Source organism: Nitrosomonas halophila (assembly GCF_900107165.1).
GTDB classification, from domain to species: Bacteria; Pseudomonadota; Gammaproteobacteria; order Burkholderiales; family Nitrosomonadaceae; genus Nitrosomonas; species Nitrosomonas halophila.
Window position 1 is genome coordinate 39,055 of the sequence record NZ_FNOY01000016.1, and the last position, 14,532, is coordinate 53,586.

Annotated in this window: 15 protein-coding genes; 4 read left to right on the forward strand and 11 right to left on the reverse strand. The window is 53.1% G+C overall.

Annotation, left to right across the window (positions count from 1 at the left end):
- Positions 1-18: 18 nt before the first annotated feature.
- Both pgeF and BLV85_RS05800 read left to right on the forward strand, forming a co-directional pair.
- The gene (gene pgeF, locus BLV85_RS05795) at positions 19-759 is read left to right on the forward strand and encodes a peptidoglycan editing factor PgeF (RefSeq protein WP_090413193.1); all 741 of its coding nucleotides are present in this window, start codon (positions 19-21) and stop codon (positions 757-759) included.
- 214 nt (positions 760-973) lie between these two features.
- Entirely contained in the window at positions 974-1,774 is an 801-nt protein-coding gene (locus BLV85_RS05800; protein ID WP_090413195.1) for a ZIP family metal transporter, read from the forward strand.
- A 9-nt stretch (positions 1,775-1,783) separates the two neighbouring features.
- Here BLV85_RS05800 and BLV85_RS05805 read toward each other — a convergent pair whose 3' ends face one another.
- The 10 genes from BLV85_RS05805 to BLV85_RS05850 form a co-directional block, all read right to left on the reverse strand.
- On the reverse strand, positions 1,784-4,393 hold the full coding sequence (locus tag BLV85_RS05805) for a glycosyltransferase family 39 protein (protein ID WP_090413197.1): 2,610 nt from the start codon (positions 4,391-4,393) through the stop codon (positions 1,784-1,786).
- 215 nt (positions 4,394-4,608) lie between these two features.
- Positions 4,609-5,625 carry an endolytic transglycosylase MltG gene (mltG, locus tag BLV85_RS05810; RefSeq protein ID WP_090413199.1) on the reverse strand — a complete coding sequence of 339 codons (1,017 nt, stop codon included), beginning with the start codon at positions 5,623-5,625 and terminating at the stop codon, positions 4,609-4,611.
- A gap of 99 nt (positions 5,626-5,724) precedes the next feature.
- A complete protein-coding gene (gene fabF, locus BLV85_RS05815; protein ID WP_090413201.1) occupies positions 5,725-6,966 on the reverse strand; it encodes a beta-ketoacyl-ACP synthase II in 1,242 nt (413 codons plus the stop codon).
- A gap of 37 nt (positions 6,967-7,003) precedes the next feature.
- On the reverse strand, positions 7,004-7,243 hold the full coding sequence (acpP, locus tag BLV85_RS05820; protein ID WP_090413219.1) for an acyl carrier protein: 240 nt from the start codon (positions 7,241-7,243) through the stop codon (positions 7,004-7,006).
- Positions 7,244-7,456: 213 nt separating this feature from the next.
- Positions 7,457-8,200 (reverse strand): 3-oxoacyl-ACP reductase FabG, encoded by a 744-nt coding sequence (gene fabG, locus BLV85_RS05825; protein WP_090413222.1) that lies wholly within the window; start codon positions 8,198-8,200, stop codon positions 7,457-7,459.
- A 60-nt stretch (positions 8,201-8,260) separates the two neighbouring features.
- The gene (gene fabD, locus BLV85_RS05830) at positions 8,261-9,199 is read right to left on the reverse strand and encodes an ACP S-malonyltransferase (protein WP_090413203.1); all 939 of its coding nucleotides are present in this window, start codon (positions 9,197-9,199) and stop codon (positions 8,261-8,263) included.
- A gap of 3 nt (positions 9,200-9,202) precedes the next feature.
- The gene (locus BLV85_RS05835; RefSeq protein ID WP_090413205.1) at positions 9,203-10,159 is read right to left on the reverse strand and encodes a beta-ketoacyl-ACP synthase III; all 957 of its coding nucleotides are present in this window, start codon (positions 10,157-10,159) and stop codon (positions 9,203-9,205) included.
- A 13-nt stretch (positions 10,160-10,172) separates the two neighbouring features.
- Positions 10,173-11,219 carry a phosphate acyltransferase PlsX gene (gene plsX, locus BLV85_RS05840; protein WP_090413208.1) on the reverse strand — a complete coding sequence of 349 codons (1,047 nt, stop codon included), beginning with the start codon at positions 11,217-11,219 and terminating at the stop codon, positions 10,173-10,175.
- Positions 11,220-11,271: 52 nt separating this feature from the next.
- Positions 11,272-11,454 carry a 50S ribosomal protein L32 gene (gene rpmF / locus BLV85_RS05845; protein WP_090413209.1) on the reverse strand — a complete coding sequence of 61 codons (183 nt, stop codon included), beginning with the start codon at positions 11,452-11,454 and terminating at the stop codon, positions 11,272-11,274.
- Positions 11,455-11,599: 145 nt separating this feature from the next.
- Positions 11,600-12,097, reverse strand: coding sequence for a YceD family protein (locus BLV85_RS05850; RefSeq protein ID WP_090413211.1), 498 nt, complete (start codon positions 12,095-12,097; stop codon positions 11,600-11,602).
- Between the two features lie 69 nt (positions 12,098-12,166).
- Here BLV85_RS05850 and BLV85_RS05855 point away from each other — a divergent pair, with 69 nt between their 5' ends.
- On the forward strand, positions 12,167-12,763 hold the full coding sequence (locus BLV85_RS05855; protein ID WP_245725105.1) for a Maf family protein: 597 nt from the start codon (positions 12,167-12,169) through the stop codon (positions 12,761-12,763).
- Positions 12,764-12,951: 188 nt separating this feature from the next.
- Positions 12,952-14,313: a TolC family protein gene (locus BLV85_RS05860; RefSeq protein ID WP_090413213.1), complete on the forward strand. Its 1,362-nt coding sequence runs from the start codon at positions 12,952-12,954 to the stop codon at positions 14,311-14,313.
- 69 nt (positions 14,314-14,382) lie between these two features.
- On the opposite strand, the gene BLV85_RS05865 is transcribed toward BLV85_RS05860, so the two are convergent.
- Positions 14,383-14,532 (reverse strand): transposase (locus BLV85_RS05865; protein WP_176973882.1); only part of this gene is annotated, 150 nt, incomplete at its 5' end.

Genomic DNA, 14,532 nt, shown 5'->3' on the forward strand with positions numbered 1-14,532 from the left:
GTCGGAATATTTCCTGTCATGATCGATTGGATCGTCCCTGACTGGCCGTCTCCTGGAAATGTAAAAGCTGTTGTTACAACCCGTCAGGGTGGGGTCAGCCAAAACATTGCGGGTGCCTATGCAAGTTTCAACCTGGCCACTCATGTCAACGATAATCCGGATGCCGTTTTACAGAACCGCGCACGGCTGCGCCGGTATTTGCCTGCCGAGCCATACTGGCTGACACAAGTGCATGGCACTCGGCCCATTTGGGTTGACACAAGCAACGAACGGGAAGGCGATGCTGCAATCAGTCGCAATCGAGGCATTGTATGCGCGATCCTGGTGGCGGACTGTTTGCCAGTGCTTTTATGTGATACCGCCGGCAGTGTGGTCGCTGTGGTCCATGCAGGGTGGAGAGGACTGGCCGGGGGTATTGTTGAGAATACAATCAGAGAAATGCGTAAATATGTGTCAGGCGGGCAAATCATTGCCTGGCTAGGCCCGGCCATCGGCCCTGGGTATTTCGAAGTCGGTGAGGAAGTGCGGGCAGCTTTTGTCGCCTATAATCGGCAGGCCGCTGGTGCTTTTGTGCCGGCCAAGGAAAAGGACAAATGGTATGCGAACCTCTTCGATCTGGCACGGCAACGCCTTGCCGGTACTGGTGTAGACCAGGTATATGGCGGTGATGTCTGTACTTTCAGTGATGCGAGGAGATTCTATTCGTATCGCCGTGATGGGGTGACGGGACGCATGGCTGGCTTGGTATGGCTGGCATAAGCCTGCGCTTGATAGAATAAGGTCTGGTGTCGATCTCTTTCGACCTTCCTAGCAACGATATAGGATGGCATACACTCTCTGATTGCCTTTCCGAACAGATGGCCACACCGCTCTATTTGTCTCCGGCTTTCTCTTTTTGCAGCGTTCCGGTGTTTTGCGCCCGGACTGCTCGCTTCAATTCTTTATCAGTTTTGGTGACTTTGGAATTTAATATATGTCAGTTCTAGCATGGATCGTACTCGCCAGTGTCTTAGGCGGGTTGCTGAGTATAGGGCTTGCAGCATTATTGACGTTGAATACCCGCAGCAATGCATGGATATCCATCCTTATTTCCTATGCTATTGGCGCGCTGCTTGGCGCGGCATTTCTCAATGCATTGCCCGAGGCGCTGGAAATGACCGACGAACCTAAGCAACTTACAATCATTGTACTCGGCGGGATTCTGGTTTTTTTTATACTGGAAAAACTCCTGTTGTGGCGCCACTGTCATCTGGAGGCATGCGAGGTGCATGAATCCGCCCTGGAGATAGTGCCGCCTGCACCGAGCCACCATGATCATGGCCGAAGCGGCATGATGATCGTGCTCGGCGATACATTCCATAATTTTGTAGACGGCATCCTGATTGCCGCGGCCTTCATGGCCGACATTCAGCTGGGTATTGTGACCGCGATCGCCATTACCGCCCATGAAATTCCTCAGGAAGCCGGAGATTTCATCATCCTGCTCAACTCGGGATTTAGCCGGGCGCGCGCACTCTGGTTTAATTTTCTGTCAGGTGCAGCGACGGTATTGGGCGCATTGCTCGCATATTTCATGCTGCATCAGCTTGATCATCTGATCGCCCCGATATTGGCATTTGCCGCAGCCAGCATGACGTATGTGGCGATGGCCGACCTGATTCCCAGCTTGCATAAACGCCCGGAAATTGGGGCGACTGTTCAGCAGGTTGTTCTTATCGTATGTGGCATCGGTACCGTATGGTTGGTTGGGGCATTTTTTGGACATAACCACTGATCTGCCGTCTTATTCTTGACTGGGCGTAACCGGCGTGGCTGCCGTATGGCCAAGATAGCCGCTGGCTGTGCGGTAGTAGAGGGTCCGCAATGGTACGCCGTCCTGCCGATAAATGGTGCGCGCACCGATTTCCGTGGGTTCCTGCAGCATGTGGCCGATATTGCCATCGGCCTGATCCAGTTCGAGCGTCCGCCGTTTCATGCCAATCATCAGAATGGGGCGCGTGCTGGGCGTGGCTGACGGATGCCAGAAATCATACATGGCAGCCGGCACACCAAACAAATTGCGTGAACGAATCTCCAGCGGGGGGTCGCTGCGCTGATAGAAGGCGAGGGCACTGGCGATGGACCATTTACTCATGCCGACTATGATCGGCGACTGACCGGTCTGGTGTTCAATGTCCAAGGCGATTTTCTCCACTTCGGCGGTAGTTTCTTTCCAGAAATAATGTTCGCTCAGGAAGCGATAAGGCAGTCCGGGTATACCGAGCGCGACATAGTGCAGCACAAACGCATAAGCCAGCAGCAAGAGAATGAGGGTGGGCTGCCAGGCAGCGCGCAGCGCGTGGGCGACTTTTGGGTGTGTGTTGTTTTGCCCGAGCATCCATGCCATGGTCGGGATGAGTGCCAACCAGAGTGGACTGTTCCAATGAAAGCGGGGCGCATCAAAAGTGCTGACCGCTATAAAGAATAATAAAGGCACGCCAGTAAATACACCGATAAACAGGCGTTTTCTGGATGCCTGAGACGGATCGGACACGAGCGTTCGTAACGCGAGCAGGGCCGCGGCCAATCCGACTGGCGTCAGCACTATGGCGATGTAGAGTATCAGCTTGTGGGTGGAAAATACAGGCTGCGGACCGCCAATCCTGTCGGTCTGGAACAGAAAAGAGGCCCAATTGTTTTCCATATTCCAGATGATGACGGGGCTGAATAGTACCAGCGCCAGCAATGCTGCCAGGTAGGGGTGTGGCCGTGACAGCCAGCGGCGTGCTAACGGATCCAGTAAGGCAAAAATGAGCGCTGCAATCCCCAACAAACCGAGTGTATATTTGGACAGAATGCCCAATCCAAAGGCGATGCCCATGCCTATCCAGGCCCGGCCTGTCTGGCCGGCGAGCAGTGTCCGTTCCATGTAATAAAGCGTGGCGACCCAAGCGGCAATCAGCGGGGCATCTGGCGTCATGGCCAGGCCGGTTGCAAAGCCGAACGGCAATACCGCCAGCAGCAATACTGAACGCATGCCGGTGGATTTATCATAGAGATTGCATGCGAGTGCATACAGATACCCCATGGCGACCAGGCCGCAGACAAATGCACCAATTCTGACTCCAAACTCGTTCTGGCCGGCTAGCGTGGTACCCAGCCAAATCAACCAGGCAACCATCGGCGGATGATCGAAGAAGCTGAGATCCATATGCTGCGTATACTGCCAATAGTAGGCCTCATCGGGGATGAGTTGGGCAACGCCCATGTAGACGAGACGCAGCAAAATGACAAAACCCACGATGCCTATCGCTGCGGTGCGCCAGCGTATGTGCAGTGGAACAGGGGGATCTGCTTTCGGGAACACATAGAAGGCTGACCCGAGGTAGTTCACGCCCGCTGCGGCAATTATTGCCGGGAAGATTGCCCATTCACTGCCGACCCCCCAGCCATAGACCAGCCAGGCCAGCACGCCGCCGCGCAGCAGCAGTGCGAACAGCCCAACTGTCAGGAAGCGAATGAACTGGCTCCAGCGCAGGTGGCCCGGATGATGGAGGCGGAAGGACCACTTCGAGTTCAGCGTGTAATTAAAGGTCGCGGCAGCAATGAAACTGGAAATATGGGCCAGGGCAAGACCACTTCCTTGACTAATCATCCATTGATAAATCAGGACATCGACAAAAACGCCGAGAAATCCGACCACGGCAAAGCGGCTCGCTGTCCGGATCGAGACGGTACCGCCGGCCAGAGCAATCAGCCGTTGCAGAAAAATCAGGTTATGTGAGAATGACAGTTTTGAGGTGCCCCGTGTCCGGTCCCGGAAACAAATGGGTATTTCTTTCACGCGCAGCTGGCCCTGCCCTGCCATGAGTAACTCCAGCAGAATTTTATAGCCACGGGCATTATTGGGTATATGTGTGGCAAGCGCTCGCCGGAAAGCAAAGAAGCCCGAAGTGGCATCATTCACATCACAGATCGCGCGGGCAAGCAGGCCGCCGGCGCGGGATAACCATTCCCGATAAAATGGCCAGTTTTCTGTCCCTCCCCCTGGGATGTAACGGCTGCCAACCACTACGTCATGGCTGCCGTCGACAATGGGTTGCACCAGCGCAGCCAGGCGATCGCTGGGATGACTCAGATCGGCATCCATGACTGCTATGACGGGATGCCTGGCGGCGGCTACACCCTCAAGGATGGAGGCGGTTAAATCGGGTTCGGCATGTCTTTCGATCAGGCGGACATTATGGGTGGCTTCCCATGATTTCACTTTCTCGGGCGTCCCGTCTGTCGAGCCGTCATCGACGATGATCACTTCAAATTGATCGCCCAGGCAATCAAGGGCAAACAGGCTGTTTAAAAGCGGGTTGATATTGCTGGCTTCATTCAGCGTGGGGATGATGAGGGAGAATTGCATGGTAACGTTCGCTTATCTGGATTCTTATAGTTATCAACAGTTGATCTTCTCATGGCAGGGTGCGCTGCATACAAAATGGTCGGGTTCTATCACGATAAACCACAACGCATGTTTTCTTTCGGCCAGTTATGGGCTGTCAATGAAAAAACAGCCGGATTAGACTGATCGGCCGCCTGACACTTCGATTCGGTCAGCCAGACAGGATCGGGCGTAATTTACGGGCGGTTTTTCTGATATTTCAGAACAGCGCGATTATGTTCTGCCAAGGTGGCCGAGAATTTTGAACTGCCATCACCTCTGGCAACAAAATAAAGCGCATCGGTCGTAGCAGGATTGAATGCTGCTTGTATGGATGCCAGACCGGGCATGGCTATCGGGGCAGGAGGGAGACCAAAGCGGGTATAGGTATTGTAGGGATGATCAGTTCTCAGGTCAGTCTTGCGCAGATTGCCATCAAATTTGTCGCCCATGCCGTATATGACGGTGGGGTCGGTTTGGAGCTTCATGCCGCGTCGCAGGCGATTGATAAATACACCGGCAATCATCCTGCGTTCACTTTCTACACCGGTTTCCTTTTCAATGATCGAAGCCAGGATCAAGCCTTGGTAGGGATTCTGCAAGGGGAGCGGTTCTTGCCGGGCGAGCCAGGCTGCTTCAAGATGACGCTGCATGGTTTGGTAGGCGCGTTTCAGAATGGCTATATCGCTACTATTCTTACGAAAAAAATAGGTGTCCGGAAAGAAAAGTCCTTCGGCTGTGGTTTCATGCGCGCCGATCAAGCGCAATATTTCGAGATCGCTCAAACCCGATGCATCATGCTGAAGGGCGGGATGCTTATCCAGTATCTGCCTGAATTGCGAGAACGTCCAGCCTTCGATAAAGGTGATCTCATGACGCTTGACGTCACCTTGTACCAGGTAGTCAAGCAGCTGCAGAGGGGTCAGGTTTGCGGTGAGTTCGTAGTCACCTGCCTTGATTGAAGATTGATCGCCTTTAACATGGGCCAGCAGCATGAATGACCAGGCATTGGGAATCACTTGCTCGTCGGCCAATTGGCGCGCAATCCCCTTTAAACTGTCTCCTGGCGCGATCGAAAACGTGTAGGGCACCACTGGCAGCTTGGACGGCGACATGACAAGGAGGCTGATCCAGGCGGCAAGCAGGAGACTACAGGCCAATATCACCCGCAGCAGGAAAACCAGCCAGCGCGCTAGGCGTATCGATTTCGGCATGTCAGCACATTCAGGCGTACCATCGCTAATTGTTGGGGGGCTACTGCGGCCAATCAGCCACACCCAGCCATGGATGAAGCCGGATGCCTCGTCATGGTGTCAAACTTTGCGGAACACGAGTGTGCCGTTCGTGCCACCAAATCCAAATGAATTGGAAAGGGCAACATTGATTTTCATTTCCCTGGCCTCGTGCGGAATATAATCCAGATCACATTCAGGATCGGGATGGTCAAGATTAATCGTTGGCGGGGCAACCTGATGAAAAACAGCTAGTGTGGACAGCACTGCCTCGACACCACCAGCCGCGCCCAATAAATGGCCTGTCATCGATTTGGTGGAACTGATTGCCAGATGCTTGGCACGCTCACCAAAACATCTTTTTACCGCAATGGTTTCGGCGATATCGCCTAATGGGGTCGATGTGCCATGCGCATTGATATAATGCAGCTCATCCACGTTAACCCGCGCATTGGCCAGCGCATTGGTCATGCAGCGTGCGGCACCTTCCCCGTCTTCACAGGGTGCTGTCATATGATGCGCATCCGCGCTCATGCCAAATCCTGCCAGTTCTGCGTAGATTCGTGCGCCGCGTTGCCGGGCGTGCTCCATTTCTTCCAGAACCAGAATGCCTGCGCCTTCGCCCAGCACGAAGCCATCCCGTTTGATGTCCCAGGGCCGGCTCGCGGCAGCCGGATCATCGTTACTTGAAGAGAGTGCGCGCGCAGCAGAAAACCCGCCGACAGTCAAAGGCGTAATACATGATTCCGTGCCGCCACAAATCATGATATCGGCATCACCGTATTCGATCATGCGTGCCGAATTGCCGATACTGTGGGTGGCAGTGGTACATGCCGTGACAATCGCTAAATTGGGCCCCTTGTAGCCATACATGATGGACAGATTGCCCGCAACCATGTTGATGATGGTGCTGGGAATAAAGAAAGGCGAAATCTTGCGGGGACCGCCTGCATGATAGGCGGCATCAGTCGTCTCGATCATGGGCAGCCCGCCGATTCCAGAGCCAATATTGACGCCAATACGCTCCGCGTCAAATTTGCTTGCATCTTCAATTTCCGCATCCCGGACTGCTTGGATTGCTGCTGCCATGCCGTAGTGGATAAATATATCCATGCGGCGTGCTTCCTTGGCAGAAATATATTGCGTGATATCAAATTCCTTGACCTCACCGGCAATCTGGGACGAGAAGTTGGAAGCATCAAAGCGCGTGATTCGGGTAATGCCGGATTTGCCGGCAATGATGTTCTCCCAGGCATCGGACACAGCGTTACCGACCGGTGATATGATACCTAGCCCGGTGATGACTACTTTGCGTTTGGACAAAATGGCTCCAGTGAATCAGTGTAGATAAAATCAATCTTTATTGAGAGGCATTGGATGCGACATAGTCAATCGCTTCCTGAACAGTGTTAATTTTTTCTGCTTGTTCATCAGGGATTTCGCATTCGAACTCTTCCTCCAACGCCATGACGAGCTCTACTGTATCGAGTGAATCGGCACCCAGGTCATTAACGAAAGAAGATTCATTTTTGATTTCCGCTTCATTGACGCCCAGCTGTTCCGCTACAATTTTTTTGATGCGTTGTTCTATTTCTGCAATTTCCATTGATGTACCCATCCTTTTCAGGTAAGAAAATTTCCGCAAGTTTAACAAATTTCAAACACCGGCAAAACCCACGTGAATTTGTGAGTTAAACGCCTCTTACTACTACCAAAAACAACCTTATCCTATCATCATTTTTAACCATACAAAGATGATGGAAATTTCTTGAGGCGCATCCAAGACTTGGCATGGACGGGCCTGAATTGATGATTAATCCATATACATGCCGCCATTGACGTGCAGTGTCGTCCCGGTAATGTAATCTGCTGCTGGGGAAGCCAGAAAAGCGACCGCTGCGGCAACATCTTCCGGGCGGCCCAATCGCCCCAGCGGAATATGCTGGATCAGGGCTTGCTGCTGATCTGGGGAGAGTGCACGGGTCATGTCGGTATCGATGAAACCGGGGGCGACACAATTGACTGTGATATGCCTGCTGCCAATTTCTTTTGCCAGCGATTTGCTGAAGCCAACCATGCCTGCCTTGGCTGCCGCGTAATTGGTTTGACCCGCATTGCCCGTTGCGCCAACGACTGACGAGATGTTGATGATGCGGCCGCTGCGTGCTTTCATCATCGCGCGCAAGACGGCCCGGCTGAGCTGGAATACAGATTTCAGGTTGGTCTGCATGATCGCGTCCCATTCCTCATCTTTCATGCGGGCCAACAGGTTATCACGTGTGATGCCGGCATTGTTGACCAGGATGGATATGCCGCCCAAAGACTTTTGTACCCTGTCGATGCCAGCGTTGATCTGCTCAACATGATTGACATCCATGACCAGCCCCATTCCTTTGATATTGGCATCCTGTAAATATTGATCGATTTGGTGGGCACTGTTCTCGGTCGTTGCGGTGCCCGCGATAGATGCGCCTTGCTTGCCTAGCTCAAGGGCGATGGCTTTGCCAATGCCGCGGCTTGCACCGGTAATCAATGCGACTTTATGCTCGAGTAACATCATAGGGTCCAAAAGATTGATGGGAAATCATTATTCTGCTGACAATGCCATGCCGCCGGATTATTTCAAGGTATCCGCGTTTTGCTGGAGCAGGTCGGAATCACTCAAGGCGATACTCGTCAGATTCTTGTTGATGCGACGGTTGAGTCCCGATAATACTTTCCCTGGGCCGCATTCCACGACATGAGTCACACCTTGATCTGCCATCGCCTGAATCGTCTCTGTCCACCGGACCGGGCAATAGAGTTGCCGGGCAAGTATCTCCCGGAGGGATGTGGCCTCGGGATGTGGCTGTACATCGACATTATGTAAGACGGGGATATGAGGCAGCTGCAGCGGGATCTGTTCCAGCAGCCGCGCAAATTTATCGGCTGCAGAATGCATCAGCGCACAATGCGATGGGATGCTCATCGGGAGCAAAACCGCCAGCTTCGCTTTTCTCTGTTTGGCGAGCGCAATGCCTTGCATGACAGCCTGTTTATGGCCCGCTATGACGACCTGGCCGGGTGCATTGAAGTTAGCCGGCTCCAGGAAAGTGCCTGGCAGGTTCTGAACGATTTCAGAACATATCGCTGCCACGGCGTCGTCATCCAGTCCGACGATTGCAGCCATGCCGCCGGTGCCTTCGGGCACACTTTCCTGCATGACTTCTGCCCGATAGCGTACCAGCTTGAGCGCATCGGAGAATGTAAGCGATCCAGCCGCGACCAGGGCGGCATATTCACCCAGGCTATGGCCAGCCAGCAGCTGCGGTTGTTTGCCGCCTGCCTGTTGCCATGCACGGTAAATGGCGACATCAGCGGTTAACATGACGGGCTGGGTGTGAACGGTGAGATTCAGTTTTTCTTCTGGTCCGTCATTGACCAATGACCAGAGATCTTCCTGCAGCACATCGCTGGCTTCAGCGAATGTGGCATGTATCGATGGCAATGCCGCATAGCCTTGCATCATGCCAACTGACTGAGATCCCTGTCCAGGGAAAATAAAAGCGATTTTCATAGTCTACCAGCGTATCAGAACCGAACCCCAAGTGAATCCACCTCCCACTCCCTCAAGCACAACGTTGTGCCCGGATTGAACGCGTCCATCCCGCACGGCGATATCCAGCGCGAGTGGCACGGAAGCAGCCGAGGTGTTGCCATGTTGTGCGACGGTTGTCACAACTTTCTCTGGAGAAATGCCAAGTTTTTTGGCGGTGGAGGAAATGATCCGGATATTGGCCTGATGCGGTATCAGCCAATCGATATCAGAGGGTTGCAGTTGATTTGCATCCAGTGCCTCATGAACAGCTTCTTCCAGAACTTTGACCGCGAATTTGAACACGGTGTTGCCTTCCATGGTTATAAAAGGCTTGCCTTGTATTTTGCCCGCACTGATATTGCCAGGCACGGCTAGAATCTGACTGTAACTGCCATTGGCATGCAGGTGTGACGAGAGAATGCCAGGCTGCTGATCCTGCGTGAGTATGACAGCACCTGCGCCGTCACCAAACAGCACACAGGTGCTTCGATCGTTCCAGTCTATGATGCGGGAGTAGACTTCAGTGCCGACAACCAGGGCATTGCGGCATTTTCCAGAGCTGACAAACATATCGGCTGTCGCCAGTGCATAGATGAAGCCACTGCAAACCGCCTGCACATCGAATGCCGGTCCGTTGGCAATGCCGAGCTTATGTTGGAGGATGCAGGCAGTACTGGGAAAGACCATGTCCGGCGTGGTCGTTGCAACGATGATCAAATCGATTTCGTTGGGCCGTATGCCTGATGCCGCTATTGCTTTGCGGCTCGCTTCCAGGGCCAGATCGCTGGCCATTTGGTCTTCAGCAGCGATGTGGCGCTGGGTGATGCCAGTCCGTGTACGTATCCATTCGTCACTGGTATCTACCATGGATTCAAGGTCCTGATTGGTCAGGATTTTTTCTGGCAGATAACCGCCGGTCCCAATGATGCGTGAATACATAGTTATAATCGGCTCACTTTGCTGATGCTGGGTTGGGAATATTTTGTCCGATATTATGGCGCAGCTGCTCGACATGTTCGCCGATATGGCGCAACATTCCGCCCCGCACTTCACCGGCTGCGCGCCCGATGGCGCAGCGGAATGCGAAGCTGTCGGCCGAACCATGGCTTTTAATGACGATGCCACGCAGACCCAACAAGCTCGCGCCATTATATCGGCGGTGATCGACGCGCCGTTTGAAGGCATTGATGACAGGCAACGCGACCCAACCGGCCAATTTACTGAAGGGGGTGCGCTTGAACTCCTCGCGCAAATAGCTGGCCAGCATTTGCGCCAGTCCTTCCGATGTCTTGAGCGCAACATTGCCCACGAACCCGTCGCAGACCACTACGTTGGTGGTGCCCCGGTAAATGTCATCCCCTTCGATGTTGCCGTAGAAATTCAGGCCGCTGGAGCGGAATAATTCGGCCGCCTGCTTGACAATGTCATTGCCCTTGATGTCTTCCTCGCCAATATTCAGCAGGCCTATGCTTGGATTGGGTTTCTGCTCTACCGAAGAGACCAGCGTAGCGCCCATCATGCCAAACTGAAGCAGGTGTTCCGCGGTGCAGTTGACATTCGCACCCAAGTCCAGAACATAAGTGTGTCCCGAGATGGTGGGCAGCACCACGGCCAATGCAGGCCGGTCGATACCGGGAATGGTCTTCAATACGAACCGGGAAGTGGCCAACAGCGCACCTGTGTTGCCCGCGCTGATACATGCCTGGGCTTCGCCACTTTTGACTAAATTGATGGCAATGCGCATGGAAGAGTCCTTCTTGTTGCGCAGGGCGAGCGCCGGCGACTCATCCATGCCAACGACTTCACTGGCTGGATGTAATCTGAGCCGTGGGTTGGGAGCTATTTTGAGTGCATGCAATTCCGCCTCAATCGCATCCGGTATGCCAACCAGAATGATGTCTGCCTCAGGATCCTGGCGCAGATATTCGACAGCGGATGGAACGGTGACATGTGGGCCATGATCGCCGCCCATACAGTCGATCGCTACAGTTATATTCACTTGTTACGAAGAGCTAGGCAATGACGAAAGTAAATAAGGGTAAATGGATAAATTAATCGTCGTTCTTGGTTTTGATGACTTTTCGTCCGCGATAGTAGCCATTGGGGCTGATATGGTGACGCAAATGCGTTTCTCCGGTGGTCGCTTCGATTGCTAGAGGAGGATTGGTCAACGCATCATGGGAACGATGCATCCCGCGTTTGGAAGGGGATTTCTTGTTTTGTTGCACAGCCATAAGTTTAGCTCCAGAATAAAGAACGTCTGTAAAACGTTGGGAACCTGACACGATACTGCGTCTGAAAGGCTGCGGAAAACATACTTGCTTTGTTTATCCCGTTTTCAGACATCTGCGTGACTTGTTCCAATACGATTGATTAATGTTATTGCTTCAGTGTTGCCAATGCCGCAAAGGGATGTTCGTCGGTGACGGCCCTGTAAATTTCGAGTTTGCTTGTCGTCAGGCACGCAATATCCTGATGCCTGGGCGAGTTTGGCAAGCTCAAAATGATTTCATCCTCGATCAGGGTCAGAATATCAAGCGCTGTCGAAGCCATGATCGCATCAACGGTAACATCCTCGTCATAGCGGCATAATTCATCCTCATTTCTGGCCAGGAGCAGTTCAGATTCAAGCTCAAGCGCATGCTCCAATTGCTCCAGGCAGCGCTGGCAACTCAGATTGACGGTGCCACTGACCGCTATCCTCAACATCGGCCTGTCTTGATGGTCGAATAATCCCTCGATCGAGTAGACAAGTTCCCCTGCCTTGTCTGTCAGGTAATCCTGCAAACGTTCAAGATCGCATGGGCATACTCTGCCACGTAGTGAACCGGCATTACGGACAAAATCTAATGTATCGATAACTAATTGGTCGGACATAAGGCGCGCATGTTATATTTTTTATCTTCAAGTGTCAAAAATTGCCAATCAACATACTACTATAATATTTTGAAAACGCACACGATTCATCCTCCTTTGATATTGGGTTCCAGTTCTGTCTACCGGCGCGAGCTACTAGAGCGCTTGCAAATTCCCTTCCAAACCGCCAATCCTGCTATTGACGAAAGCGCGTTGCCCGATGAGACGCCGGCTGCCACCGCGCTCCGGCTGGCGAAAAACAAAGCCCGTGCAGTCGCTGAACTATTTCCTGATGCACTCATCATCACGGCAGATCAAGTGGCTGTGTTGGGGGGTATCCAATTGGGCAAGCCCCTGAATCATGCCAATGCCACCCGGCAACTCCAGTTGATGCGCGGAAAGGAAGTGATCTTTCATACCGCGCTGTGCTTGCTTAACACTAGATCAGATCATTTGCAGTCGCGTATTGTTCCATGTTCGGTAAAATTTCGTGAGATGACCGATCAGCAGATAGCGCGCTACCTGGCAAAGGAACAGCCTTATCATTGTGCGGGCAGTGCCAAAACCGAGGGATTGGGGATCGTCCTGATTGAACGCATCATGGGTGATGATCCCAATGCCTTGATTGGATTGCCGTTGATTGCGCTGGTGGAAATGTTGATGGCAGAAGGGGTGGAAATCGTGTAAGCTGCGTGAGTCGTCGTATTCGTATATCAGCTTGTTCATGCTTGTTCATCCTAGGCAGCGTACCCGATATTCATACCGTTCGATCCTGGCGCAAATAGCATGCCCTATACTGCACACCGTCCGGCTTTCCCGTATGCGCTCCCAGGTGAGATGCATGCGTATCTGGATGGGGTAATGGGGGAAATGGCATGAGCAACCGAGTTGGAGGTATTTCGTTGCGCGTGATGGTGATCCTGGCAGGGTTGATGGGGGGGGTCACAGGCTTTTCGCATCCTGGCCTGGCAGCTTACCCTGGCGCAGAGGCTGATCTGAATGCAGCCGCAGCAGCTTTGGATCCGGATGACCAGGGGGGGGTAACCCTGCGCCTGGCGCTCCAGCGTGTTTTGCAGCGCAATCCGGAACTTGCCGCTTTTTCCAAAGAAGTGCGTGCATTTGAGGGCAGCAAGCTGCAAGCCGGTTTGTTTAAAAATCCCGAGTTCAATATCGAAGCGGAAGACGTCAGTTCATCCAATGCCGCGCTGCAACGATTTGCGACCTTTCGTATCAGTCAGCTGATAGAGCTTGGCGGCAAGCGGCATGCCCGTGTGAATGTGGCGGTAACAGGCCAGGCGCTCGCTGATCAGGCTTATGCAGCGAAACGGTTGGAAATGATTGCACGCACCGCCAATGCCTTCATCGGTGTGCTGGAAGGTCAGGCGCAGGTGAGTGTGGTGGAGGATACCTTGCGGTTGGCTGAGGCGGCGATGCAGGCGGCTGTCAAGCGGGTGGATTTGGGGCAGGCCCCCCCCATGGAGGCGATGCGCTCGAAAGTCGCGCTGGCTACGGTCAGGATAGAGCTTGAGCAGGCGAAACGCGATCTGGCTGCCGCCAGGACACAATTGGCACTGCTTTGGGGAGACACCGAACCGCGCTTCAATCGAGCGCTGGGGGAGCTGGAGGCGTTGGTTGAGATCCCCAGTTTCGATCAATTGGCCGGGTATCTGGAGCAAAACCCGCTGATACTGCAGAGTTCGCAGCAAATCGTGCAACGTCAGGCGATGGTCGAGTTGGAAAAGGCGCATCGTATTCCCGACATTACGCTGGGTGCCGGTGTGCGGCGTTACCTGGAAACGGACAATACCACTGCATTGCTGGATATTTCGATTCCCATTCCAGTTTTTGACCGGAACCAGGGTAACTTGCTGGAAGCGCGCCAACGCTTGCATAAGGCCATGGACGAACGGCTGGCGGTTGAGTTGCAGCTGAAGACCGAATTTGCACGGACCTACGAGAATTTGCTCGCCGCCCAGAACGAGATCCGGGTGCTGCGTGATGAGGTGCTGCCAAGCGCTCAGCAGGCCTTTGAATTGACCAACCGGGGCTATCAATTGGGCCGGTTTGGTTTTTTGGAAATGCTGGATGCCCAACGTACTTTTTTTCAGAGCCGTACCCTTTATGTGCGAGCATTGGCCAATTATCAACGATTGATCAATACCGTCGAACAGTTGGTGGCAGCGCCGATCGACAGTCTGCGGGATGCCGCAGCGAATGATCGCAAGCAAGCAGACTAAACAACCACCAGCTAAAGCTGGTGGGTTAGTGACAATGACTAAAGTCAGGATACGGGTCTTAAGACCCGTTTAGCTTTCGGTTCTGAAATTATCATCACCTTTAGGTTCAAAATGATGCTCCAAATAGTTTTGAATCATTTCTTCTGTCAGTTCTCCTGATGTTACACAAAAGTATCCTCGCGCCCAAAAATGGCGCCCCCAGTAGCGTTTTTTTAAGTC

Excerpts from the sequence above, each read along its gene's own strand:
- pgeF (WP_090413193.1), top strand. The coding sequence starts at position 19 with ATGATCGATTGGATCGTCCCTGACTGGCCGTCTCCTGGAAATGTAAAA.
- BLV85_RS05800 (WP_090413195.1), top strand. The coding sequence starts at position 974 with ATGTCAGTTCTAGCATGGATCGTACTCGCCAGTGTCTTAGGCGGGTTG.
- BLV85_RS05805 (WP_090413197.1), bottom strand. The coding sequence starts at position 4,393 with ATGCAATTCTCCCTCATCATCCCCACGCTGAATGAAGCCAGCAATATC.
- mltG (WP_090413199.1), bottom strand. The coding sequence starts at position 5,625 with ATGCCGAAATCGATACGCCTAGCGCGCTGGCTGGTTTTCCTGCTGCGG.
- fabG (WP_090413222.1), bottom strand. The coding sequence starts at position 8,200 with ATGTTACTCGAGCATAAAGTCGCATTGATTACCGGTGCAAGCCGCGGC.
- fabD (WP_090413203.1), bottom strand. The coding sequence starts at position 9,199 with ATGAAAATCGCTTTTATTTTCCCTGGACAGGGATCTCAGTCAGTTGGC.
- BLV85_RS05835 (WP_090413205.1), bottom strand. The coding sequence starts at position 10,159 with ATGTATTCACGCATCATTGGGACCGGCGGTTATCTGCCAGAAAAAATC.
- rpmF (WP_090413209.1), bottom strand. The coding sequence starts at position 11,454 with ATGGCTGTGCAACAAAACAAGAAATCCCCTTCCAAACGCGGGATGCAT.
- BLV85_RS05850 (WP_090413211.1), bottom strand. The coding sequence starts at position 12,097 with ATGTCCGACCAATTAGTTATCGATACATTAGATTTTGTCCGTAATGCC.
- BLV85_RS05860 (WP_090413213.1), top strand. The coding sequence starts at position 12,952 with ATGAGCAACCGAGTTGGAGGTATTTCGTTGCGCGTGATGGTGATCCTG.